The sequence below is a fragment of the Myxococcus sp. CA051A genome, assembly GCF_013336705.1.
GTDB classification, from domain to species: domain Bacteria; phylum Myxococcota; class Myxococcia; order Myxococcales; family Myxococcaceae; genus Myxococcus; species Myxococcus llanfairpwllgwyngyllgogerychwyrndrobwllllantysiliogogogochensis.
Genome location: NZ_JABUMS010000006.1, coordinates 357348 through 383020, shown reverse-complemented (window position 1 = coordinate 383020; position 25673 = coordinate 357348). Strand labels below are relative to the sequence as shown.

The 25673-nt window shown below is 68.1% G+C and carries 14 protein-coding genes; 11 read left to right on the top strand and 3 right to left on the bottom strand.

What is annotated here, in order from left to right:
• Positions 1–88 precede the first annotated feature (88 nt).
• Positions 89–3259: a S8 family peptidase gene (locus tag HUA74_RS19915; RefSeq protein ID WP_174455767.1), complete on the bottom strand. Its 3171-nt coding sequence runs from the start codon at positions 3257–3259 to the stop codon at positions 89–91.
• A 289-nt stretch (positions 3260–3548) separates the two neighbouring features.
• On the opposite strand from HUA74_RS19915, the gene HUA74_RS19910 reads away from it, so the two are divergent.
• Positions 3549–4571, top strand: a complete 1023-nt coding sequence (locus tag HUA74_RS19910; RefSeq protein WP_174455766.1) for a hypothetical protein — start codon at positions 3549–3551, stop codon at positions 4569–4571.
• Between the two features lie 108 nt (positions 4572–4679).
• Positions 4680–5561: an SMI1/KNR4 family protein gene (locus HUA74_RS19905; protein WP_174455765.1), complete on the top strand. Its 882-nt coding sequence runs from the start codon at positions 4680–4682 to the stop codon at positions 5559–5561.
• A 176-nt stretch (positions 5562–5737) separates the two neighbouring features.
• Here the strand turns inward: HUA74_RS19905 and HUA74_RS19900 are convergent, their stop codons facing one another.
• Entirely contained in the window at positions 5738–7831 is a 2094-nt protein-coding gene (locus HUA74_RS19900) for a PQQ-dependent sugar dehydrogenase (protein WP_174455764.1), read from the bottom strand.
• A 384-nt stretch (positions 7832–8215) separates the two neighbouring features.
• Here HUA74_RS19900 and HUA74_RS19895 point away from each other — a divergent pair, with 384 nt between their 5' ends.
• Complete coding sequence (locus HUA74_RS19895) at positions 8216–9859, top strand: hypothetical protein (protein WP_254614720.1); 1644 nt, start codon at positions 8216–8218, stop codon at positions 9857–9859.
• Between the two features lie 272 nt (positions 9860–10131).
• On the top strand, positions 10132–11607 hold the full coding sequence (locus HUA74_RS19890; RefSeq protein WP_174455763.1) for a hypothetical protein: 1476 nt from the start codon (positions 10132–10134) through the stop codon (positions 11605–11607).
• A 455-nt stretch (positions 11608–12062) separates the two neighbouring features.
• Here the strand turns inward: HUA74_RS19890 and HUA74_RS19885 are convergent, their stop codons facing one another.
• A complete protein-coding gene (locus tag HUA74_RS19885; RefSeq protein WP_174455762.1) occupies positions 12063–15851 on the bottom strand; it encodes an Ig-like domain-containing protein in 3789 nt (1262 codons plus the stop codon).
• A gap of 531 nt (positions 15852–16382) precedes the next feature.
• Between HUA74_RS19885 and HUA74_RS19880 the strand changes: the two genes are divergently transcribed.
• The 7 genes from HUA74_RS19880 to HUA74_RS19850 form a co-directional block, all read left to right on the top strand.
• Positions 16383–17621, top strand: coding sequence for an MxcI (locus HUA74_RS19880; RefSeq protein WP_174455761.1), 1239 nt, complete (start codon positions 16383–16385; stop codon positions 17619–17621).
• A 33-nt stretch (positions 17622–17654) separates the two neighbouring features.
• Positions 17655–17984 (top strand): hypothetical protein, encoded by a 330-nt coding sequence (locus HUA74_RS19875; protein WP_141641230.1) that lies wholly within the window; start codon positions 17655–17657, stop codon positions 17982–17984.
• The gene (locus HUA74_RS19870; protein ID WP_246136997.1) at positions 17981–18256 is read left to right on the top strand and encodes a hypothetical protein; all 276 of its coding nucleotides are present in this window, start codon (positions 17981–17983) and stop codon (positions 18254–18256) included. Before HUA74_RS19875 ends, HUA74_RS19870 begins: the two co-directional genes overlap by 4 nt.
• Complete coding sequence (locus HUA74_RS19865) at positions 18253–19803, top strand: PepSY domain-containing protein (protein ID WP_174455760.1); 1551 nt, start codon at positions 18253–18255, stop codon at positions 19801–19803. Before HUA74_RS19870 ends, HUA74_RS19865 begins: the two co-directional genes overlap by 4 nt.
• Before the next feature lie 123 nt (positions 19804–19926).
• Positions 19927–22407 (top strand): TonB-dependent siderophore myxochelin receptor MxcH, encoded by a 2481-nt coding sequence (gene mxcH / locus HUA74_RS19860; protein ID WP_254625139.1) that lies wholly within the window; start codon positions 19927–19929, stop codon positions 22405–22407.
• Positions 22408–22633: 226 nt separating this feature from the next.
• Positions 22634–24745 carry a hypothetical protein gene (locus tag HUA74_RS19855; protein ID WP_174455759.1) on the top strand — a complete coding sequence of 704 codons (2112 nt, stop codon included), beginning with the start codon at positions 22634–22636 and terminating at the stop codon, positions 24743–24745.
• Between the two features lie 166 nt (positions 24746–24911).
• Positions 24912–25673: hypothetical protein (locus HUA74_RS19850; protein ID WP_174455758.1), on the top strand; the 762-nt coding region annotated here is incomplete at its 3' end.

The following is a 25673-nucleotide window of genomic DNA, read 5'->3' as shown; positions in this document are numbered from 1 at the left end:
CCCCCAAGGTGGACGCGAACGCCGCGAGGGCCCCGGGACTCCTGGGCGGATTGGGCTCGAAGGTCTACCCGGCCCAGGGAGCGCAGCTCTACATCCTCTCGCTGAGTGGCGGTGGCAGGACGCTCGTCAGCCCCCTGCAGCGCGACAACGTGAACCAGAGCCCCTCTGTCCAGCGGGCGGTGGTCTCTGGGGGCTCCCTCTTCTTCTCCCGTGTTCGCCCCGGGCGCCGGGATGGGCCGCGGCGCTGTAGCCACGGCAGGAGCGCGAGCAGCACGAGACCCCCAGGGAAGGCGCCCACCGTGGTGGAGCACCCGCCCTCATCCGGGGGCGCGGGGGGCGGTTCCGGCCGATACGCGGGGACCAGGACGACGGGGATGGTCGCGGACAGCCCTTCGTCATCGGTCACGGTGACGCTGAAGCCGAGCGGCTTCTCCCCTCGAGCCCACGACTCCGAGGCCGTCCAGGAGAGCCGTCCGGTGTCGCTCAGCTGGACCCACCTGGGGGCGTTCGCGCTCAGGGTGAACCGGAGCGTGTCACCCGCCACGTCATGGGCGGGGACCTGGTACTCCATTCGCTGCCGGGTCGTCACGACCTGCTCGGGGATGGGAAGGACAAGAGGGGCTGTGTTCTCGACGGGAACCTCGAAGGTCCGGTCGAAGTGGGTCGTCGCCGTCTCCGCGCGCACGATGCCCCGCTGCGAGGACTGGCCGGTGACGTTGTCCGCATACACATGACGGATGAAGGGGCTCTCGCTCTCCGCATCGAAGCTCCCGTCCGCGTCGAAGTCCCAGCGGTAGCGAAGGATGGGCTCGCAGGCCTGAACGGCGCGGGCGGTCAGCCTCGCGTCGACGGGCTCCACGCGCCCCGCGCTCTCCCACTCCACCTCCTGGATGAAGGGAGGGCCGCAGACCGCGACAGCGCCCCACGTCTGGATGGGAGAGGTCTTCCCTTTCGCGTCCATGACTCGCACGGCGAAGCGGTGGGGCCCCCCATGGGATGCGGAGAACACCCGCGTGAGTCGCCCGATGGCCTTGGGCCACTCCCCTCCCGCGGTGCTCAGGACGAGGTCCGCCGCGTATGGAGTGAAGCGCTCTCCGTCATGGAACAAGTCCCATTGCACGACCCAGGGACCGATGGTGCCGTTCGCCCGGAACCAGACGGTCAGCTCGAACGGATGAGAAGTCTCGGGCACCAGGATGTTCGCGTCGACCCGCACGTCGGAGGGATAGGGCTTCTGGTAGTCCGTCAAGAACTGCAGGGTGGGCGAGACGACCCCAAGGGAGTCGATGAGCTTCACGGCCGCAACCGTCGCCTCGGGGGCCTGTGGAACGAGCCGGACGGACGAGTTCGTCTCCTCGCCGGGGTGGGAGGTCCCTGGCGCCGCCGTCGAGATATCGACGTCGAAGCGGCCTTTGTAGTCGACATCCCACTGGACCTCCCAGGGCCCTGGAGAGCCACGTCCGCTGAAGTCGATGGAGAACAAGGCCACCTCTCCCAGGGCGGGATTCCAGGATGCGCGCCCCTTGTGGATGGAGGGGAGGGCAGGGAACCTGGGATGAACCGTCACCGCATCCTCTCCCGGGAAGGTGAAGGTGACGGCGCCCGTCTCCGGGGGGGACCAGTGCGCGGTGGCGATGCCATCACCGGCCACCAGGTCGGCGCCCAGGCCGTCGTCGAGGAGGTCGATGCTGCCAGGGGGGCTGCTCATGAGCACCGTCACGCGACCCGCGGCCTCGCCACAGCGGATGTTCAGCGCGGAGAGGGTGACGCGATCACCAGGCTCTCCCCAACTCGTGCCGCTGATGAACACCTCGCCCTGGGGCGCCAGTCGCCTTGCCACTGTCTGGTTCTCACAGCTCATCGAGCCCACTCCATCCGTACCGATGGCGCGGATGCGGCGGCCCGTCACGCTGACGTCCCGCAGGGCGGGCACCTGCTGCCCTCCGCTGAGCACCAGGTTGCGCAAGGTCCGCCAGTCGCGCGCGGGCACCTGCGCGGACAGGAGCGCCACGAGGCCGGCGACGTGGGGAGCCGCCATGGAGGTCCCGCTGTAGGCGGCATACCCGCCTCCCGGCACCGTGCTCAGGATGGCTTCTCCGGGAGCGAAGACGTCCACGCGCTGGGGACCGAAGTTGGAGAACCAGGCACGCCGGTCCGACGCGTCCGAGGCACCAACCCGGATGAGGTGCGGCAGCGAGTACTCCGCTGGATATTGGGAGCCCCAGTTCTCGTCGAGGCTCATGGCTGTATTGCCCACGGCGGTCACGAAGAGGATTCCCGCGGGCAGGTTGCGCGCGATGGCTCGTTCGAGCTCTTGCGAGGGGAGGCGCCCTCCCCAGGAACTGTTCGTGGCGACCACGTTCACCGGGTGTCGTGTCCGCGTCTTCAGCTCCGCGACGTAGTCGAGGCAGCGGATGGCGGCCGCGCCCGACAGGTTTCCATTCGCGTCCGTAATCCTGCAGGCGATGAGCTTCGTGCGGGGGCTCACACCCGTGACGCCGCGTCCGTTGCCACCGCGCGCGGCGATGATTCCAGCCACGTGTGTGCCATGGCCATCGTCGTCCCTGGGCGGCCTGGCCCCCGCCGCGTCCGTCGCGTCGATGCCGTGGATGTCGTCGATGTAGCCGTTGTTGTCGTCGTCGATGCCGTTGCCGGCGGTCTCCCCGGGGTTGACCCACAGGTTGTCGACCAGGTCCGGGTGCGTGAGGTCCACGCCCGTGTCGATGACGGCGACGACACCCGACTCACGCCCTTCGACGAGTTCCCACGCCTCCGGCGCATTGATATCCGCGTCCACGACGCCGAGCGTCTGCCCGACGTTGTGCAACCCCCACTGTTCGCGGAACCGTGTGTCGTCCGGCTGCGCGTTTTTCTCGAGGCGGTAGTTGGGCTCGGCGAACTCGACGCGAGGGTCCGCGCGATACTGTTCCAGGGCGCGCTCGACGCTCAATCCCACCGGAAGCCGGACGTGCTGAAGCCCGGGAGCCCCGCGGTACGCGTGGAGGACGCTCGCGCCCTTCACCACGTCAGCGCCGCTCGTGGCAAGGGCCTGAACGCCGCCACGGAACCGGACGAGGAGCTCTCCGTCGAAGTAGGGGCTCTCCTCCGTCGTGGGGCGGGACTCCGGCGACGGGGGCGGCGGCTCGGAGGGAGGGGACTCGCAACCGACCATCAAGACCGCCGCGAGCAGGTATGCCGCCGAGGGATGTCGAACGGGCAGCGTGGCACGCGAAGGCGTGTGCGGAGCAGAGCTGCGCATGGGGTTCTCCAAGGACGGGCCGAGGCCTGACTGACCCGGGTTCTCCCGTAGACCCCGCACCCGCCCCGATTGCGCAACATGGGTTGTTGTCGCGTGTCGCGTGGCACTCATGGATGAGTCTGGCGAGCGGTGTTCAACGCGCATCCATTCTCGCGGCAAAATTGCGCGCCGCCGTGCGTGGGGAGTGGGTGGTGGATGTGTGGCTTGCGGTGATGCGGGAGGGGCATGTTAGCGGTGGGCCCTTCACGGGGGCCGCCGTGGCGCGGTCCCACACCCCGAGGTCGACATCATGAAGACACTGCTCTCGAAGACGGTGCGGCTGGCGGCGCTGGGCGGACTGGCGTTGGTCGGCGCTCCGGCCGTGGCGCAGACCGTGCCGTTCTCTCCCTTCGTTCCCTTCGAGCTGCGGGTGAACTTCCAGCCCGCCAACGTGGCGGTGCCCGCGGGCTTCGTCGCGGACTCAGGGCAGGTGTTCGGGAGCCGGGGCAATGGCCACACGTACGGGTGGAGCGCGGACAACACGGCCAACACGCGAGATCGCGATGACGCGAACACGCCGTCCCAGGCCTACGACACCGTCATCCGCACGCAGAACGGCGGCAACTTCACGTGGGAGCTGGCGGTCCCCAACGGCTACTACCAGGTCCGCCTGGTGGCGGGGGACCCGAGCTTCTTCGACAGCGACTACATCTTCAGCGTCGAATACTACGGCCACGTGCTGAAGGGCACGCCCACCACGGACAAGCGCTTCGTGGAGGCGGTGACCACGGTCGACGTGAATGACGGCCGGCTGACTATTCGCAATGACAGCGCCGCGGTGAACAACAAGCTGGCCTTCGTGGAGGTGACGCGGAAGTTCGGAGTGGACATCAACTTCCAGCCGGCCTCGGCCTCGCCCGTGGAGATCTACGCGATGCTCACCGACTACGGCCAGGTGTACGGGGGCCGGGCGTACGGCTTCAGCTATGGGTGGAACGTGGACAACACGGCCAACATGGTGGACGCGGGCTACGACATCGACATCCTGGCGCAGCGTCACGCGCGCATGCAGCAGGGGGGCGACCGGGTCTGGGAGATCGCCGTGCCGAACGGCGTCTACGCGATTGACCTCCTGGCGGGAGACCCGAGCACCAAGAACGGCTCATACCGCATCCAGGTGGAGGACTCGGTGCTGCTGAGCGGTGTGCCGACGGGTTACGGCTTCACCAACGGCTCTGGCGTGGTCGCGGTGTCCGACGGCCGGCTCACCGTGCGCAGCGCGCCGGGAGCCGCCAACAACAAGCTCAACTTCATCCGCATCCACCAGAAGTAGCCGCGCGCGCCCCTGCGTCAGCGCTGTTGGGGCGGAGTCGATGCGCGCCTGGAATCCATTTCCGGGCGCCGTGGCATCCCTTGAACGATGGGGTAGGGTGCGCGCCCCATGAGCAAATACTTCGCCAGGCTGAAGCCGCCCAAGGGGCTGACTGTTCCTCCGTTGCTCGCGCGTTTCGCCAAGTGGGTCGCGACGCAGAAGTATGGAAACTTCGGCTCGTTCGAACTCATGACCTCGGAGGTGCCTGGGGAGCTGAGCGACGCGTGGTGCTTCCTGTCGCTGCCAGAGGGCTCGTTGCTCGCGCTCGTCTCGACCGTGACGCCGCGGCCGGTCGTGCTGTTCGACTCGGAGTCGGACGTGCTGAAGGTCGTCGCTCCCAGCCTCGAGGCGTTCCTGCTGGCGCTCGGCGCGGGCAAGACGCGCTTGGATGACCTGGATGAGGGCGATGAGCGCGAGGCGCTGCGTGAGTGGCTCGCGAAGGAGAAGGTCAAGGCGCCGAAGCCCGCGAAGTTCAACGTGAAGGCGTACCAGCGTGACGCCGCGCCCGCTCCGGTGGAGAGCGAGGGCGTGAAGAAGCTGGCCCCCCTTCCGCGAGGGCTGGTGGCCCTGCTCGGACGGCCCGTGACTGACCCGAAGCTCTCGGCGGAGCTCAAGAAGCTGAAGCTGCCGACCAGGCCCCTGAAGGCCGGAGGCGCGCTCAAGGACAAGAAGCGTGGCATCACGGTCCACATCGGCCGCAATGGCGTGATTTCCGAAGTGCACCTCGGCGAGAAGTATGACGGCCCGCTCGCCTTCAAGCTGCCTCAGGGTGTGAACGACTTCACCGCGAAGAAGTTCCTCGGCAAGCCGACGGGCGTACTCAAGAAGAAGGACGGCGGCAGCGTCTGGGAAAAGGTGCTCGATGCCGGACGCGGCATCTACTTCTCGCGGAGCCGAGGCCACTTCGACTGGTGGTCGGAGCACAGGTTCTTCATCAAAAAGAAGAAGTAGGCGAAAGCGAAGTCGGCACGCAGGCGCCCATTCAAGGGCGCCTCGTCGTCGAGTCGCTCGGGGTGTTGATACAAGCCGCCCGCTCTGCCTGGAACTGCGTGCGCGGAGCCCGCCTCTCGGAGCGAGGCGAGGCCTGCCCCCGGCGCCACAAGGGCCCCGGAGGCAATGAACGCTCCCTACTGTCCGAGGACGACGCGGAAGATCTTCTCGTTGCTGTTGTCGGGGATGCTGTCCTTGTCGCCCTGGTTGGTCGTGGTCATCCAGAGGTTGCCGTCGGGCGTCGGCTCGACGGTGCGCAGCCGGCCGTAGGTGCCGACGAAGAACTGCTGCACGTTGGTCAGCTCGGTGCCGCTGATGACCTCTCGGTAGAGGCGTGAGCCGCGGGCGCAGGCCACGTAGAGGACGTCGCGGACCACCGCGATGCCAGAGCACGAGCCTTCCGCCGTGGAGTAGGTCCGCTTCGGGGCGATGTACCCGGCCGTCGCGCAGCCCGAGCCTCCCTGGGACACCGTCCCTTCGCAGTTCGGCCAGCCGTAGTTCCCACCCCGTTGGATGAGGTTCGTCTCATCCATCACCGAGTTGCCGAACTCCTGCTCCCACAGGCGCCCCTGGGAGTCGAAGGCCAGCCCCTGCGGGTTGCGGTGGCCGTAGCTCCACACGAAGTTGCCAAAGGGGTTGTCGGACGGGAGCGTGCCGTCGGCATTGAGCCGCAGCACCTTGCCAGCCAGGTTGTTGAGGTCCTGTGCATAGGCACCGTTCTGGGCATCCCCCGTCGACGCGTAGAGCTTCCCGTCCGGGCCAAAGCGCAGGCGCCCGCCGTTGTGGAACTTGTTGCGGCCGATACCCGAGAGCAGCACCTGGAGCGAGGAGGTGTTGAGGGCGCCGTTCTCATACTTGAGGCGCACGATGCGGTTGTCGGTGGGGGAGGTGTGCATCACGTACAGCCACCTGTCGGTGGAGAAGGTGGGGGAGAGGGCCAACCCCATCAGCCCGCCCTCGCCGTCGGTGCTCTGCACATTGGGCACGACACCCACCGACGTCTTCTGGCCCGTCGCCGGGTCCAGGCGGACGATGTTCTGCGCGTCCCGGCGGCCGTAGAGCACCGAGCCATCCGGCAGGTTCACCAGTCCCCACGGGATGTCCGTGTCGGTGGCGACCTGGGAGACGGAGCAGACGTCGTTCGTGCAGGCCTGGCCGGTGGTGACCGTCGCGGTCGAACTCTGGGCGGACGCATTGGCCTGGGCGTCACGGGCGAGCACGGCGTAGGCGTAGGTCGTGCTCGGGGAGAGTCCGCTGTCGACGAAGGTCGTCCCGGGCGGCGAGCCGGACACCGTTCCAATCTTCACGCCCCCTCGGAACACGTCGTACGCGCTGACGCCCACGTTGTCGGTCGACGCCGTCCAGCTCACCGTCACACTGGTGCCCAGGGCGGTGGCGGTGACGCCTGTGGGAATGCTGGGGGCCTGGGTATCCACCTGGCATTGCGGCGGGGTGATGGTGAGCGTGGCGCTGCCCTGAGAGACGTTGCCGGCCGCATCCCGCGCATTCACATACAGGCCCCACGTCGCTCCGGGGACCACCGTGAGGCCGGTGGACACCACGGCGCCGGAGACTGCCTTCATGTGCTGACCGTCGTGGTAGACGTCATAGAAGGCGACGCCCTCGTTGTCCGTGGACGGCGACCACGTCAGCGTGGCCGAGTTGCACGTCACGTTGGACAGGGTGAGTCCCGTGGGCACGGTGGGAGGCTGGGTGTCGACAGGCAGCGACCACTGCTGGTTCGTCTGGCCGTTGCAATTCCAGACCACCACCGGGGAGCTGTTGGCGGTGGCCTGACCGGAGACATCGAGGCACAACGAGGTCGCCGTATGGACCACCGCGCCGCTGGTGTTTCGGACCCATCGCTGGTTGGCGGCCCCGGTGCAGGCGCTGATGACGGCGCGGCCCCCCGCGCTGGCGGTCGCGGGCTGGACGCACCAGGCGCCGTCGAACACGCGCAACTCGCCCTCGGGCGTGAACAGGAACCGCTGGTTCGCTTGTGCGTGGCAGTCGTAGATGTTGAGGCCTTGCCCCGACGTCTGGCTGTTCTGGGACACATCGAGGCAGCGGCCGGACTGCACGCCGATGAGCCGGGTGCCCGAGGTGACCGCGGCGCTTTGCGTTGAGAGTTCGGGGTCGTTCTCCGTCTTCACTCCACAGGCAATAGCAGTGGCGAAGAGGAGGGCGAGTACGGCGCGGTGAGCTGCGAGGGGAAGGCGACGAACATGCATTGACACGCTCCTGGGTGTGCCGCCTCCTTCCCGGTATTCCGGGTTGAGCTCAAGCAATCTTCTTGTGACTGCATCCTCGGATGTTGAACTCTCGGCAGCAGCGGCTCGCAATACCTCGCGCTCTGTCGCACCTCTCATCCGCTTCCCGCAATCCGCTCGCACCTTTTCGTCAGGGCGCGAAATTAATTTTCCACTGTCTGTCGATTTTTACATGAATGTCGAGTAAGACCATTTAAGGCGCGAGCGACGCCCGCCGCGAAACCCGCAGGCAAGACAGCGCCGATGGGACAGCCGACGGGCTGGCTCATCTGTCGAATTGTAGCAGCCATTCCACTGCAAATGATGCGCAGCGCCATGCGGCCATGGGCCGCGAGAGGGAGAAGTATGCAGAAGCTGTCCATGACAGGCGTCCTGCTGTTCGGAGTTCTGGTATCGGCATGCAATGCAGGAGAGTGGGAGGAGCCCGCCCACGAACAGCCCGGTGGCACCGGCACCGAGGCGTCCGTCGGGTCCACCCGACAGGCCATCACCTCGCCTGAACTCATGGTGTCGCTCGCGTGTGTCGAGACGTATGTCAACGCGGGGACCTGCGACTGGGACCACTGGAGTGAGCTGTGGGAGACGTGCGCGACCTACGATCACCCGGCGCTCGAGGATGGCTACTTCCTGGAGGAGGTGCAGTCTGGGAACTGCACGGCGGCCAACTGGCCCACGATGCGCGAGTACCTCAGCACCCCTCGCTCGATGGAAGTCCGCCTGCGCGAAAGCTGCCACAGTGATTCCCAGGTGATTCAGGGGGCCGAAGCCAATGGCTGCTATACGCTGGAGCCAGCCGCTGGCGCCTCCTACGTCAACGTGGCGTCCGGCAAGGCCGTGACGCTCCATGCCGGCACGGGCTGCACCGGGGACTCGGTCACCGTTCAATCCGACGCGAGCCTCTGTGATACCTCGTTCGAGTCGGGCGCGAGCGCGGACGGCAACGTGCAGTCGTTCCGGATCGCGGACGCCGAGGTGCCGTCATCGGATTACAACTACACCTGCGCCGTCGGGGAGTCGGAGTGCGTCAGGAACTACAATCCCAGATTGGGCGTCGTGAACAGTACGCACAGGGTCAATGTCGTTCGCGTCGCGCTCGCGGGCAAGACCACGCCTTCGATGAGTTCCATCATGGCCAACGTCCACAATATGTACGACTTCTTCGTGGTCGCGTCTCGCAATCAGGTGCACCGGAATATCATCGGCACGCAGACCGTGCAGGTGACGAGCAGCAACTGCGGGAAGGCGAAGGAACAGGCCGTCGCCCAGATCAGCGCGACCGCGTTCATGACCGTGTATGTGCTGCCCACCGGGCTCTGCTCCATCTCGCACGCCACCGGGGGCAACATCTACCTCAATGACAACCTGTTCCGGACCTACGTCCACGAGACCGGGCACATCCTCGGCCTCGCGCACGGCAACGCGCGAGATCCTTCTACCAACAAGCCCATCGAGTACCGCGACGCGAGCACGTTCATGGGCAGATTCCCGTCGGATAACTACAACCTCCCGCAGCTCCACTGGCTGGGATGGACGAAGAAGGCGGAGCTCACCCAGGTCAATGCGGTCCTCGAGCGCGATCGCTTCACCGAGGTCATCCTCCGGCCCGTGGACGTAAACGCCAACAAGCCCGACAGCCCCATCGACCACAAGCTGGGCGCGGTCTGGGAGACTCCCGACGGCAAGAATCGGCTGTTCATCGTCGTACCGAAGGCGCGCCTCAACAGCGCGAACGATATCGAGGGCGGCACGGTGATTGTGTATCGTGCTCCCACGTGCAAGCTGAGGGCGGACTGCCCGACTGTCATGGTCATGGGGACGTTGACGCTGGCGCGCTTCATCGCCACGAACACCAATGTGCACGCGGTGTTTGAAAGTCCCCTCAAGCTCTCCGTGGTCGGCTCCAAGAGCAAGAACGTCCAGGTGGCTGGAAAGACCGTCAAGGAGTACGAGTGGGTCAAGCTGCGCATCGCGCTTCCGCCACTTCCGTAACGCTCGCGCTCCCCGCCGCACGTTCACGGAGCGGCCGGTGCGCCTGCTGTCCGCGCAGGCGCACCGGCCACGCCGGCTGGCCACCGAGGGGTGCTCCGTTGCAATCACAGCGGGAGCAGAAGCCGGGGCCCGGCTGCTCAAGCCCCTGGCCACGCCCACCAGTCTCGCTCCCCTCCTGCGGCTGAGGCGCCGCGCCCCGTTGCTTCCTGCCAGCCCCGCTCGAGTCCTGGGCCTCGACGACTGGGCGCTGCGCAAAGGGCTATGCTGGCGAAGTGAGCCACATTCTGAACGAGCTCCTGGCTCGCGCGACGGAGTCCTTCGAGCGGCACGAGGAGGAGGAGGCGCTCCAGAGGCTGTTGGAGGCCTGGGCTGAGGCCCGCGCGGAGCCCATCATCGCGCTCGCGCAGCAGCTCTCGGACCGCCTCGTGGTCGGCCTCACTCCGCTCGACGTCAACGCCTCTTGGTGGCAGAAGCGGGATCCGAGGCATCTGATGGACCTACCGAGGGAGCTGATGCCGCTCCTGGCGCATGCGCGGCAGGGTCATGGGCAAGAGACCGCGCGGCAGATCCCGAAGTTTCGAGAGCGGGCCGCGGACCCCCGGCTCATTCAACCGCTGCTCGCCATCGCGCTCATGCCGGTGGCCAAGCACTCTCAGGTCCTGGACGAGCTGTGCGGCCTGTTCATGCACGTGGGGCCGCCCTACGACGTGAACGTCCTTCATGCGCTGAGAGTGAGACTCCCCGCCGAGCTGTTCTTCGTGGCGGAGAAGCTCGACATCGTCATCCGTCTGGGGACTGGCTGGGTCCCTCCCATTCTCGACGAGGAGACCCAGGCGCGGTGTGAGGCGTTGAGGGAGGCCATCGACGCGCGCACGGCCGTGGAGCAACGGATCTCCTCCACCCGGGATGTGCTGCTCGCTCGCATCCATGCCGTGCCGGAGGATGACTCCTCGCGCAGAGTGCTGGCCGACCAACTGCTCGAACTGGGCGACCCGTTGGGTGAATTCATCGTGCTCCAATACGCCGAGGTGCCCGACGAGGACCGCATCACTCAGTTGCTGGTGGCGAACAGGGAGAAGTGGGAGGCCCCGCTGGGGGCCGTCATCGAGCGAGGGTATGCACGCTTCGCACGAGGCTTTCCGGTGGCGGTCCGGATGATGGAATCCAACGTCATGGAGGGAGCGCCCGCGCCAGGACCGGCCTGGGGCACGGTGGAGGAAATCGACTGGAACGGCATTGCCGACTGGACTGGCCCCGCCGTGCATTGGAGCCGGTGGCTTGCCCATCCGCACCTGCGCGGCGTGACGCGGTTGAGGAACGTTTCGGAGGCTCTGGCGCGTGAGCTGGGCGCCCACGCGTTGCCGGTGCGGCGCCTGGAGGTGACGGGCGCACGCGGGCCTGGGCTGTTCGAGGCACTGGCCGCCCTGCCGCACCTGTCCTGGCTGGAGTTCCCCAGGGCTGAGCCGGGCACGGTGGTCCTCTGTGCCGATTCTTCCCTGGCGCCCAGGCTGCAACGCTTCGATGCCGCCCTGGCTGGAGCCTGGAAACTCTCGGTGGACCTCGGCGCGGAAGTACCTGTCCAGGCGACGCTGGTGAGTGAGCGGCACGTTGAATCGCTCGTGACAGTCCTTCGCGCGGCGGTGAGGTTCAGTGACCGGGGCCTTCACCTTCGCTGCCAGCGAAAGCTCGATGCCAAAGCCATGGAACGGTTGAGGGGCGCCGCTTCCCTCTACTCGCGTGTCGACTGAGAGGAGTTCGAGCCGAACCCATCACCGCGGTCATCCATCAGCTCTCGGACCTCCTCGCGGTCTGTCTCCCTCCGCTCGAGACGGTCTTGCCCGAGCGCCACTGCCAGGGATGGTCAAACCCGGAGGGCTCGGCTTTCATTGGCCGGCGCCAGTCCTGTTCCGGCACACTCCGAAAGGCCCCCCCGTGAAGCTCCCCAGGACGCGGACGTGGGAACGGTGGACTCCTCCCTATGTGAGGGCTGGGAGGCGGGTGGGCGCCGCTGCTGCTTCATCTGCACCCCGGGGTTCCCCTGGATGTGCATGGGTGAAGGGGTCCCCTATGAACAGTGCCAGAGTGTCGCGAACACCTATTGTGGGAGTCCCGCCATCAATGTCTGCTGGAGCCGCTGAACGCCGAGGCGCATGGGCACGCGGCGCGCACAGCTTCGGCGCATCCTCGTGGAGGTTGGAAGAATCTAGAGGCCCGTGCTGGCGTGGAGCGCGTGCACACCCTGCTGCGCGGGCTGGAGCCAGGTGGCTCGGTAGGAGCCCGCCGCGAAGTCCCAGCTCACGCTGCCGTCGATGACGGGCTGGGACGGCTCGTGGGGCGAGGCGCCCTGCTGGAAGGCGCTCGTGCCCGGCGCGTAGGACAGCGCCAGGTTCACCGGCGTCCCGAAGACAGGTCCTGTCGCCAGTCCACAGCCCTTCGTGTCGCACCGCAAGGAGCCCGTGGCGTGAGGGCGGCTGACCTGGGTCGCCTCCTTCACCCACTCCGACCCGCTCCACTTCCACCAGCTCATGCCTGTGTGGAGCCGCAGTCCCTGGGGCGATGCGGCCAGCAGTCCCTTGCCGTCCGCGGGAGAGGAGAGGGTGCGCTGCGCGGACCAGGCAGTGCCGTTGTGGACGAGGTACCGGAACTCGTTCTCGAAGCCGGTCAGCAGCATGACGGTGCTCGCGTCGGCGGCGAAGTCAGGCGCCGTGTTCGACGCGGTCGCATCGGCCCGTGTCTGCCAGGCCCCCCCTGCGTGGACGCTCGCGCTCAACGAACTCCCGCCGCGCTGGACCGATACGGCGAAGGAGGTGCCCGGCACCACGAGTCGCAGGCGGGTCGCGCTCCCACCGGACACCGCGCGAGGGCTGGCGGTCACCGGCGCGGACCATGTCTGTCCATCCACGCTCTGGGCGGAGCGAATCTCGAGGTCACCCCACACCGCCATGAAGCCGCTGGCGCCGTGGGTCAGGGCGAGGTCCGCGTTGGCGTAGGTGGCCGCCACGCTGTCCAACTTGAGGGGCGTCCCTGGTACGCCGGCCTCGTGCGTCACCATCCATGCCTCCACATTGCCGGTGGTTCCAGGGTGGAGGTACGCGACGACGGCCAGGTTGTCGTCCACGGCCACGCGAGGCCTGGAGCCACCTCGCGCCACGCGCACGGGCTCGTGCCAGGCCGTCCCGTCGAACTCAGCGAGGAGGATGCTCCACGCCCCCGCCTCGAACTGCTCCCACGCGGCGGCGCCATGGCCGTCGGCGGCGAAGTGGACCGACGGGTTGCGCACGCTGCCCACGAGCTCCGGAGTCACCAGCGGGTGGCTCTCCTCCCACTGTCCGCTGCCCAGATAGGCGCGCAGGGCCACCAGACCCGGAGCCGCGAAGACGGCACCCACGCGGGCGCCTTGCATGGCGAGCCTCGCGCCGGCCTTCTCCATGCCGCGCAGTCGGACGCTCGGCCGCCAACCCTGGGACGTGAGCGCGGTGCCCCAGATTTCATACGCGGAATTGTCGACGTTGTTCCTCTCGGTGAGGACCAGCAGGTCGTCACCGGCAGCGCGGACGTCGCGCACGCGGTTCGCGCCGGTCGTCACCACTCCCTTCGAGGCGGACGCCCAGGAGCCACCTGTCTGCGCCGCGGCGTGAAGCTGCGTGGCGGTGCTGCTCCACAACGCGACGGAGTTGCCATGGTGCCGGACGAGCGCCCAGAGCTCCCGGACAGGGATGCTCTCCAGCAACACCGCGGGCTGCCAGGTCCCGTTCACGCGGTCGGCCCCGAAGAGCCCCGACGAGGCACCGAAGACGGCGGTGATGGTATTGCCATCCGAGGCGATGCGCACACTGCTCGCCTGCGTGGAGGAGATGAGTTCGGGCGCGCTCCACTGGTGGGTGTCGGGGTTGAAGAGCGCGAACTCCGTGCCTCGGCTGGACACCCACGCCCGGCCGAAGCGCGTCCCCACGCGGATGTACTGTGCATCCACGTTGGAGGTGACGGAGGACTCCGACCACCGCGCCCCGTCGAAGACGACCGCGACCTCGGGACTCGTGCCCCACCCGGAGCTCACCAGGATGGAGTCGCCATTCAGGAGGAGGGAGAGGATGGGCGAACCGAGGTTCGGGCTCGTGTGGACCTCGGTCCACTGGGTGCCGTTGAGGACCCTGAAGGTCTTCCCGTTGAGGACGTAGAGGTTGTTGCCCAAGCCGAACAGGTCACCGCTGACGTTGGGTGTCACGGAGGTGAACGACGTCCCGTCGAAGAGCATGACGCGTTTGCCCAGGGCCCACGCGTCCGACCAACTGATGATGAAGCGATTGCCCCACGAGGACACCTCCGGCGGCAGCGTGTTCGCGCCTGCCTCGCCAAGGACGGTGGAGTCTGCGAAGCCCGCGCCGGTATCAAAAGCCGCACGGACCTGGATGCTCGTGCCGGTGTCCACGCTCCAGACAGCCAGTGTTCCCAGCGGGCCGGTGGCGAACGCTGGCAGGGAGGGCTGTCCAGGGAGGTCCGCGCTCACCTTCGTTCTCGAAGCCACCGTGCGGAGGGCGTACGTGAAGGGCGAAGCGAGGCTGGCGCCCTGGGGCGTGCGCACGTCCTTCACCGTCACCGTGTAGTCCGTTGCCGGCGCGAAGGGCGGCACGGGTCGGAACACCACCGTATTCGTGGAGGCCTCGTAATTGACGAGCCCGTTGACGCCCTCGACGCCGAAGCTCGCCGCGTTGACGGTGGCCGGGTCCAGGGGGCGGTCGAAGCTCACGCGGAGCGGGCCTCCGAGTGAGACGAAGCGCATGTCCGGAGCAGGCACTGCGCCACGGACCGTCGGAGGCGCGGGCGGCAGCTCCGTGATGAAGTCGAAGCCATTGAACACCCCCAGTGGGTTGCCGGCGAGGTCCTCCACGGCGCGAGCCCGACCCCGGTAGCGGGTCTGGTACTTCAAGGGCGCGCTCGGAGAGAAGGCGGCCTGGAGTCTCGCGTCGTCATACCGCACGGTGCCCGCGACACGCCGCACCGCCTGGGTCCCCGCTTCGTTCTGCTCCTCCAGGTAGACGGAATCCGTCGTCACGGACTCGGGCCGAAGCGGCTCATCGAAGCTCACGGTGAAAGGGGCGTACCGCACCGCGACGCCCACGGTCTGCGAGACGGGCAAGGTGCCCAGCACGCGCGGGGGCGAGGTGTCCCTCGACGCTGTCACCGCGAATGAGAACGAGTACGCCGCGACGAGCGCGTTGCCCGCGAGGTCCTTCGCCTGGGTGGACAGCGCGCCCGTGACACGGGCTCCGGGAGCGGGAGCGGGGCTCGTGCGGAAGTACACCGATTGCGTCCGAGGCTCGTAGGAGATGACACCGGAGAGCGGGGCGGCGGGATTGGCTCCCAGCACCTGTTCGAACCGGAGCGACTCGGCCGTGAGCGACCGGGGGTCCATCGGCTCGCGGAAGGTGATGACGTACACGGGACGCGTCGGTGCCACGCCCGCGGCGTTGTCCAAAGGCAGCGTCGTCAGTACGGTCGGTGGCGTCGTGTCCCTCTCTTTCCCCACGGAGAAGACGAAGACGTGGGGCGCGGGCAGGGACCTACCCGTCACGGTGCGCAGCCCGGTGGAGACCGCCACCGTCACCAGCGAGTCGGCGGTGAACGGCCGCGCCGGGACGAAGCTCAGGGTGCGGGTGGCGGCGTCATGACTCACGGCGCCCTCCAGCGCCACGCCGTTCTCCGACAGCGTGAGACTGGTGGCGCTCACCGAAGTGGCCTCGAGCACTTCCGTGAAGGCCACGATGACGCGCGCGTTCAGGGGCACGGCTTCCATGTCCGCCGAGGGGAGCGTGTAGTCGATGAAGCCCACGCCGTCCGAGGTCTGGGTGCCGCCATCGTCGGGCCCTCCATCGGAGCCACCCGCGTCGGGCTCTCCGTCCATGGAGATGGGCGGGTCCTCGTCGCCGGGCTCGGCGTTCTTGCAGCCGGGGGTGAATGCCCAGAGGCCAAGGACGGCGAGGGCGCATCTCATCCAAGTGGTATCGAAGGTCATTGGGGGGCGGGCATGGCGCGGCGAGAGGCGAACAGGTCGCCCCTTATTCGCAATCAAGCTGCATCAGTAAGAACGTAGGGAATGCGTGAGGTCGCACGAACTCCCGTTCAATTGCGACCGCTCGATGCCTCGGGGGCCCCATGTCGCGGGCAACCCGCGGAGTCCAAACCCTGTTTGCTGAAGCCACCTTCGGGCACACCGGACCGGGGTTGACGCGCCCGCTCCATCCACGGCTCCGCTCCCGCCGGGTGATGCCATGCGTGCGGCCCCCTCCACTCCCAGTCCTCCGCGGCCGCCGATATCGAGGAATACCCGCGAGCAACCGAGTGGACCTCGTGTCTGTTCTGTCCTCCTCCCTGACGTTGCTTGACACCTGGCTTGCGAGAGGGCTACTCCAGCGCGCCTGTATTGATTTTGATACTGAGTCTCAAATTCATATCGGGAATTGACCGGATCTCACGGTGCTGACGGACAGCGCTGGGAGGCCAGTCCAGGTTCGAGGAGAGCGCGATGCACCGCGGAGCATTGAGGATTGGCAAGGGCGGTTTCTCGAAGGGGCTCGTGGCGTGTGCCGCCCTGTTCCTGTCCGCGTGCGGCGACGATGAGCCCACCCTCCCTGGGGGGCCGGGTGGAGGCGAGGAGGGCGCGCTGTACCTGGTGCACTCCGCCGTGGAGACGAACGGCAGCCGGATGAACTACTTCACGCTGGTCGACTCCCTGGACGAGCCCAAGACACTGGACTACTCGAAGTCGCTGGAGCTGCCGGGCCGTCCCCGGCTCTACGCGGCCAGGGGCGTGGGCTTCTTCGCCATTGGCGCCGGAGAGTCTCCCACCATCACCCGCTACGAGGTGAAGGACGGCGCGCTGACGCCGGGTGCCAGCATCTCGTTCCAGAACCTCGGCGTGAAGCGGATGGGCGCCCAGGCCGTGCACTTCGTGAGCGCCACGAAGGCGTATTACAAGGACGACGCCCAGGGGCAGATCATCGTCTGGAACCCCGCGGAGATGGCGGTCGAGAAGACGCTGGCGCTGCCGGCGGAGTTCACCAAGGCGGGCTACGTCACGGGGCTGAGCCAGTGGGCCACCCGCGAGGGCGAGGCGTTCTTCGCGGTGGGCTGGTCGACGTCGACGTACGACACCGTGCTTCCGGGCTCGGTGCTCGTTCGCATCGACACGGCGACGGACGCGCTGAGCTGGTCCTCCGACGAGCGCTGCCGCGACCTCACCAAGACGGGCCGGCAGGGTGACACGCTCTACTTCTTCAGCGGCGTCATCAACGGCCTGGGCTACGCGGTCAAGGGGGCCCAGGACGCGGGCCAGCAGGACTGCTTCCTGCGCATCCCGGCGGGGCAGCAGACCTTCGACACGGGCTTCGTCGGCAGCGTGGCCTCCGCGCTCGGCGAGAACAAGGTGGGCACCATCATCGCCCTCACGGAGAACGGCACCGCGTGGCTCCAGGTGGCGGACACCACCATCACCCCGTCGGCGCCGGGCACCACCTACAGCGAGTGGTACAGCAAGGGGTGGAGCTGGTGGCAGGTGCCGTTGGCGACCCTGAGTGCCCCCTCGCGCGTGGACGCCGCGCCCGGGGCCTACAGCGGCTTCACGCTCACGTCAGGCTCCAGCTTCTTCGTCAGCCAGAGCGCGGCTACCTACTCCACCTCCACGCTGATGGACCTGTCCTCGGGCACCCCCAAGCCCAGCATCTCGTTCCCCGGCTTCGTCCTGGACGTCGCTCGCATCCGCTGAGCGCTCGCCCTCGATTCCCGCGAGGTCTCCTGGATGGATGTCCTGGTTCCCACGCTGCTCTGGCTCGGAGTGGTGGGTCTCTACGGCGCGTGGTGGTGTCGCCACGCGGGCCGGTGGCCGGACTCCTCGCGCGTGCCCTCCGGCTTGAAGGGCGGGGGGCTGGTGCTCGTCCTCGCGGGTTTCGCCACGTCCTTGTCGACGGCTCCCACTCCGGGGGCCGCCCTGGGCTCGGCGATGGCGTACGTCATGGCGGGGGGCACTTCGCTGGCCGTCCTTTCGCCGCTGGTGCGCCGTCCCATCCGGGCCATGGTGCTGCTGGCCCCGGTGGGCCTGTTGCTGGGCGTGCTGGAGCGCGCATCGTGAGCGCCAGGACGCGGCGCCAGCGGGGCGTGAGCTGGCTGCTGGCGGCCGTGCTGGGGGCTCCGCTCGCCGCGCTGCTGGTCTCGGTCGCCTTGCCCGCGGTGGTGCCCGCCTCGTCGGACGTGCGCTACCTGGTGGCCTGTATCGTCGTGATTCCCCTGATGGCCGCCGCGCCGTGCATGGCGCTCCTGGCTCGCTCCGCGGCGCGTGCATGGGCCGGCGTCCTGGTGGCGAGCGGGGCGGCGCTGCTCGTCCTCTGGAGATGTCTCCCATGAAGCTTGGGTCTGGGACGTACCGAGTCCTCTGGGAGGCGCATGCGTGGGCGGGCGCGGTGGCTTCCGTCCTCCTGGTGGGCATGTTCCTGCTCGGCGTCGTGTCGCTGTTCCGCCACGAGCTGATGCCCTGGCAGGAGCCGCGCTTGAGGACGCCCGTGGCCGCGGACGAGGCGCGGGCGCTGGAGACGCTCCAGCAATGGCTGGACGCACGCGTGGGAAAGGACGGGCCGTCCCAGTTGGACGTGGACCTGCCCGCTCCGTATTCCCCCTGGCTCCGGCTCGAGTGGAAGGAGCGGGGGGGCGAGAAGACCGCCGTCTGGGTGAACCCGCTCTCCGGCGAGCAGGCCCCGGAGCGCAGCGACCTGGGCTACTTCCTGTTCCTGGTGCACTTCCTCTACCCGCTGCCGGGGGGCATGTTGATCGCCGGTCTGGTGGCCATCGTCCTGTTGCTGGTGGTGGGCACGGGGCTGGTCATCCAACTGGGCCGCTTCCGCAAGGACTGGGTGCGCTTCCGTCCGCGCGAGGCCCTGCGCACCGCGTGGGGGGACCTGCACAAGGTGCTCGGCAGCGTGGGGTTGCCCTATCAGGCGGTCATCGCCTGGACGGCGGCCATCATCTGCCTGAACTCCGCGGTCCTCCAGCCGGTGGTGGTGCGCACGGCCTTCGACGGTGACGTGGACGCGGGGCTCAAGAGCATCGGCTACCCGCGCGGAGCCAAACCCTCCAAACAGCCCGCCGAGGCGCCGCGAGTGGCCACGGTGCTGGCGCGGGCGCGCGAGGCGCTGCCGGATGCGCGGCACTACCGCTTCTCCATGCGCAACCTGGGGGATGCCCAGGCGTATGTCGATGTCCGAGGCTACGCGCGTCAGGGTCTCCACGAGTTCACCACCGTCCGCGTGTCGGGGAAGGGTGAGGTGTTGCACGTGCGGCAGGCTGGAGGGCCTGGCGCCACGGCGCGGCTGATCGAGTCCGCGTACGTGCTCCACTCCGGGCTCTATGCGGGGATGGGGCTGCGGCTCACCTATGCGCTGCTGGGCATCTTCAGCGCCCTGTGTGTGCTGACAGGCAACCTCATCTGGTTGGAGCGGCGGGCGCGCGACATGCGCCGGGTGGACGTCCTCCTCGCGCGCTTCACGGCGGGAGGGTGCGGAGCGGCGGCGTTCGCGCTCGCCGCCGTCTTCCTGGCCAACCAACTGCTGCCCGACACGCTGACGCGTCGGGCGGATTGGGAACACACGATTTTCTTCGGGAGCTGGTGTGCCTGCGTGCTGGGTGCGCTCCTGTTTCCCCGCCCCAAGGTGTGGTCCCGGTGGTCGCTGGCCATCTCCGGCGGCATCCTGTTCCTGTTGCCCTGGTTGGATTCCTGGCGCAACGCCCGGCGCGTGTTCGACCCGGCGGGTTCGCCCTATGTGTTCTGCGTGGAGCTGGGACTGGCCCTGCTGGGCGTCCTGTTCCTGGTCTCCGCCTGGGCCATCGGGCGCATCGTGCCGAGAGATCCCAGGGACGCGCGGGCGCCCGCGCCGGTTCTCGCGCATGAGTCGCCGTGAATGTCCGGACTCCCGACGCACCCTTCACTCGCGTCCCGCTCGATGTGCTCGGGCTCGCCTTCTTCCAGCGCCCCCCCGTCGTTCGCGGGGCCCGGACTCCTCTCGTGTTTCATGCAACGGACCATGACCCTCCTCGTTGACGCGTTGGCCCGCGCGAAGTGCTCGGTCTCCTGGACCTGTCCCCCGGTGTCCCTCGGGCGGACGTGGCGAACCGTGGGTCTGCTGGCCATGGTCGTGGCGCTTCCCTCCGCCGCACAGGACGCGGCGCAGGCGCCCGCCGTGGAGGCTCGCGCGACGGTGGGAGACCTCGCGGGACGGCTGTCCGCCTGTGAAGGGGGAGAGCTGGGAAAGGCCGAGGTCCTGCTGCTCGAGCCCGAGGGGCGCACCCAGACGCCGCGCCTCGATGCGCAGCGCCGCTTCGAGGTGAAGGGGCTCGCTCCGGGCACCTATGAGCTGCACGCCTATGTCCCGGGCTGTGAGCCCCAGGCGTACCGCGTCCAGGTGGCGGCGGGGGAGCGCACGGAGGTGGACGCGGTGCTCGCGGAGAGCGTCAGCCTGGAGACCACCATCGAGGTGACGGGGCGACAGTTGAGCAAGGGCGAGGAGCGCGCCCTCTCGGCCGAAGCGGTCAAGGTGGTGGAGTTGGAGGAGGCGCGGCAGCAGACCGCGGACCTGGGCGAGGTGCTCAGTCGCAACACGGGTGTCAGCGTGCAGCGGACCGGAGGGCTCGGCTCCGCCAGCCGCTTCTCGCTCAGTGGCTTCTCCGGCGAGCAGGTGCGCTTCTTCCTCGACGGCGTGCCGCTGGAGCTGGCCGGCTTCGGGCTGGGGCTCGCCAACGTGCCGGTCAACCTGCTCAAGCGCGTGGAGGTCTATCGAGGCGTGGTTCCCGTGCGCTTCGGCGCGGATGCGCTGGGAGGCGCGGTCAACCTCGTCTCCTCGGACGGAGACGAGCCGAGCGGGGCCTCCGTCTCGCTGCAGGCGGGCTCGTTCGGCACATACCGGGGGTCACTCGCGGGACAGTACAAGCTGGGGACCGGCGGGCTCTTCGTGAAGGGCCACGCCTTCGGCGACGTCGCGCGCAACGACTACATGGTGGACGTGGAGGCCGCCGATGACCGGGGGCGCCTGGTGCCCGCGCGCGTGCCGCGCTTCCACGATGGCTTCACCGCGGGCGGCGTCGGGCTGGAGGTGGGGGTGCTCGAGCGGCCCTTCGCGGAGCGCCTCTCCCTGCGTGTCTTTGGCACGCGCACGCGCAAGGAGCTGCAGCACAACGTGGTGATGACGGTGCCCTACGGCGAGGCCCGCTCCGCCGAGTCGAGCTACGGCGCGCTGGCGACGTGGTCCCAGGGAGGGCTGCTGTCCGGCAAGCTTCGGCTGGAGGGCGTGGGGGGCTACAGCCGGCGTGACACGGACTTCCGCGACATGGCGGGGTTCGTCTACGACTGGTACGGCAACGCGGGCGTGGAGCGTCGCCAGCCCGGAGAGCTGGGCACCACGCCGGCGGACCAGGTGCAATGGCAACACAGCGCCCTGGCGCGCCTTCATGCCGCCTACGAACTCACCGCGACGCAGTCCCTGCGGCTCTCGCTGGCGCCCACCTTCGTGACGCGCCAGGGTGAGGACCAGCTCAAGCTGGGGACGGGCCAGCGAGACCCCTTGAGCGCGCAGCGCGACCTGCTCACGCTGGTGGGCGGGCTCGAGCACGAACTGGCGCTGGGCGACGGACGGCTCAAGAACGTGGCCTTCGTGAAGGGGTACGTCATGCGCTCGGACTCGGAGGAGGTGCTGCCCGGCGGGGTCTTCCGGCGGGCCGACCAGGCCAGCGAGCATCTGGGCTTTGGAGACAGCCTGCGGATGTTCCTCCCGTATGGCGTGCTGGCCAAGCTCTCGTACGAGTACGCCACGCGCCTCCCCGGTCCGGATGAGCTGTTTGGTGATGGCGTGCTCGTGATGGCGAATCTGGGGTTGCGGCCCGAGGTCAGCCACAACGCCAACCTGGATTTCTCGGTGGATGACTGGCGCACGGGGATGGGGAGCTTCCGCGGAAGCGTGGGAGGCTTCGCCCGGCTCGCCGACGACTTCATCGTCAAGCTGGGAGACGACTCCACGGTCTCCTTCCAGAACGTGTATGCGGCGCGCTCGCTCGGAGTCGAGGCTGCCGCGGGATGGACGGTTCCAGGGGATTGGTTGTGGCTGGATGCCAACGTGACGTGGCAGGACTTCCGCAACACGGGCGGGCAGGGGACGTACGCGGCCTTCAAGGGCGACCGCATTCCGAATGTGCCCTGGCTCTTCGCGAACTTCAGCGCCCGGCTGCGGCGCCGCGCGCTCATCCTCCCCAGCGACTCCGCGTCGCTCGGCGTCACCTCGCGATTCATGAACGGCTTCTTCCGGGGATGGGAGAGCCAGGGCCTGCGCGAGTACAAGCAGGACGTCGATGCGCAGTTGACCCACTCGCTCAGCCTCACCTACGTGCGGGAAGGCTCGCCCACCCTGGGGGGCACGCTGGAGGTGCTCAACCTCACGAACGCGAAGACGTATGACTTCTTCGGCGTCCAGCGCCCCGGCCGCTCGTTGTCCGTCAAGCTGACCGCGGACTTCTGACCGCCACGGCGAATTCCCCGCTGCCTTTCAGCGGGTCGGAGTTCGCCTGCCTTGCCGCACATTGGCCATGGCGCGGGCCCCTGAACCCTGGGAATCCGTCCGCTGACGCCAGAAAATTGACCACTGACAGCAACTTTCACCCGGACGCGCGGAGAATCGACTAAAACAAATTGGTCGATTGGTTTTTTATCCGCGTTCGCAGCCCGCATCCGAGGAGTGAGAGTCCATGGCCCCGATTCGCCGCGCCGCCACCCCGACACCTTCCGCCGTGCCTCAGCAGCCGACCGTCGCCGCGCCCCCTCCGCCGCCTCCGCCTCCGCCTCCAGCGCCGAAGCAGGAGCCCGCGGCGGGCCACTCGGGGCGCAGCAGCTTCCAGTCGGGTCGGCGTCCCTCGATGGACCTGTTCGGCGGCGCGGGGCCGGCGAGCACGCTGCGCACGGAGGTGTTGGGCGACGGCAAGGCCAACTGCCTGGAGAAGGCCAACACGCTGTCGAAGCCAGGGGACCAGGTGCTGCTGCTCAGCGACTCGCGCGACAGCGTGGGCCACGCGCTGGTGCGAAAGCCGGGCGGTGCCGTCGTCGACCCGAACGAGCCCGGCAAGACGTACGCGAACCTCGCCGAGTGGAAGGCGACGCACTCCTCCTACGGCCAGCCGGTGGCGGTGCCGGACGCGCAGCTCGCGCGCATCCTGTCCGTGCCTCCGGGCCCCGCGCGTGAGGCGCTCATCCACGGTTTTGGTCTGACGGGCGCCGCGGCGCGCTCGGTGGCGGACGATGCGGCGGCGACGACGACGGGGGATGCGGCGGACCCGACAAAGAAGAAGGAGCTGGTGGACCTGACGCCGTCCGTCAACATCTCCACCGATGGCACCATCGAAGTAGGCATCAAGGCCGAGTTCAAGCCCGCGGAAGGGGAGAAGAAGAAGGGCGAGGTGAAGGGCACCATCTCCGGCGGCGCCTACGCGGAGACGGAGGTCAAGCTGAGCTGGAACCCCACGGAGCCCACCGCGGACGGCCGGCACCTCATCACCGTTACGTTCGATGCCACCGGTGGCCTCAAGGGCGGCGCGGGCATCGAGGCGGGCGAGGTGGGCCCGTTCGGCGTGGAGATTGGCGCGGAGTCCGGGAGCAAGAAATCGGTCAGCTTCCAGCTCGCGCTCACCGAGGGGGAGATTGGCCAGCTCATCATGAACCCCGGCGGCTTCCAGGTCCCCACGTTGAGCGACCCGCTGGCGCTGCCGCCCGGCAGCAAGCTCGTCATGGACGCCTCTGACTTCGTGACGACGTCGAGCGGTCTGTCCATCGGGCCCCTGAAGCTCAGTGGGGAGAATGGCAAGGAGCAGACCCAGTCGGTGGCGGTGGAGCGCACCGGAGACACCACGGTGCGCGTGACGGTGGGCCCGGAGGAGACGCTCACGTCGAAGCTGGAGCTGGGCTTGGAGTTGACCCTCAAGGGACACAAGGTCGGCGGCGGCATCGGCTCGGAGCACAGCTACACGCAGGGCAACTCCGCGAGCGTGGAGTTCGACCTGGCCACGCCAGAGGGCCGCACGGCCTACGAGACTTTCGTCCGGGAGGGCACGCTCCCCACGCAGACGGGCCCGGGGGTCCTGGACGTGCGCACCCAGCAGACCTGGTCCGAGGAGGGCTCGCTCAGCGCGGAGCTGCACCTGACGAAGTTCGTCGGCTTCGAGCACCAGTTCTGGGATGAGAGCCTGACGCAGACTGTGACGACGGTGAATGGCCAGACGACGGTGACGGCCGAGGGCAAGGTGGCCGGCACGGACAACTCGTTTGAAATCCAGTTCTCGCTCAACCCGGACGGCTCGCGGAAGTTCGAGGGGATGAGCATGGACATCCTCGAGTACGGCGGCACCGAGTACACCACCATCACCGTGACGGGCGCGGAGGGGCTGGCGAACGTGCAGAACGTCGCGGCCCGGCAGGCGCAGGACATGGTGGTGGGCTTCTTCGCGGACTCCAGCGACCCCGCGGCGCTCGCGGCCCAGCGTCAGAAGCTCAAGGCGGAGGGCGAGCCCTTCGCCACCCTGGCGATGACGCCGAATGACCCGGGCTACAGCCACGAGGCCTGGCTCACCGCGTATCGCGACTTCGACGCGACGCACGACTACCTGCCCGATGTGCCCTCCACCACGATGACGTTGATGGAGGCCACGCCGGAGTCGATGCCCACGACGCTTTTCATGAGCCTGGGCACCGCGGGCCACGTGGACCAGAACCCCCTGGCCACGAGGACGGACGGCACGACGGCCAGCTACAACATGCCGGGGTGGATTGACCTGGGCCTCGGCCAGATGCCGGGCGTCGAGGTGAAGTGACGCGAGGACCGTAGGCGGCCGCGGCCCGCTCCTGAGTTCCGGGGTGGGCCGTCAGCCTTGGGATGAGGGAACGACCAGTCCTCACCCCTCCCTCCGTAGTAACTCCAGGGGTCGTGCACGGACGCGTGCCTGCCCGCGCGGAGTTCCTTCAGCGGAGGCGCCTTACATGTCTCGAAGTAGAAGTCTTGGCAGCAGTGTGCTGTTGGCCGCCGCATTGGTCTCCACCCCCGGCCTCGCTGATGAGGAGGTGACGAACGTGCTCGCCTCGGACCGGTATCCGGTCCCCGCCGTCCGGGAGGGCAAGTACCGCAACCGCATCGCCTTGGAGCTGGGAGGAGGGGGCTGGCAGACGTTCGTGGGGGACCTGCACAACCACCCTCGCGGCCATGACTCCCTGGGCGGCGGGTCGCTCAGCTTCACGCCCCAGATCATCCGAAGCGAGGTGCTGCTGTCCGCCTTCCGCCATGGCTATGACTTCTTCGGCACCAGCAACCACACCACGTCGTGGAAGTCCTATGACGACGATGACCCCATCTCCCAGCTGAGCCCCGTGTTGGATGCGAACGGGCAATCCGAGCTGCTCGTCGTCAGGGGCAGGGAGTCCCATGTGGGCCCGGATGATGGGACGGGCTCCAGCCATGACCACCACTTCAACAGCTTCAACCGCAATCTGCATGTCAACTCCTCCAACATCGGGAACATGCACGACGAAATCGTCGACAACTACTCGGCGGACCCGCTGCTGAGCACCCACATCCAGCTGAACCATCCGAATGACGACGTGTATTTCACGCTCCCCACGGCGCCGGACCGACGCCAGAAGGTGAGAGATGCCGTCGAACTCGCCGAGTACAACGGGCTCCCCAAGTATTTCGAGCTGCTGCGGCGCGGCTTCCGCGTCGCCCCCGTCTCCAATACCGACGCGCAC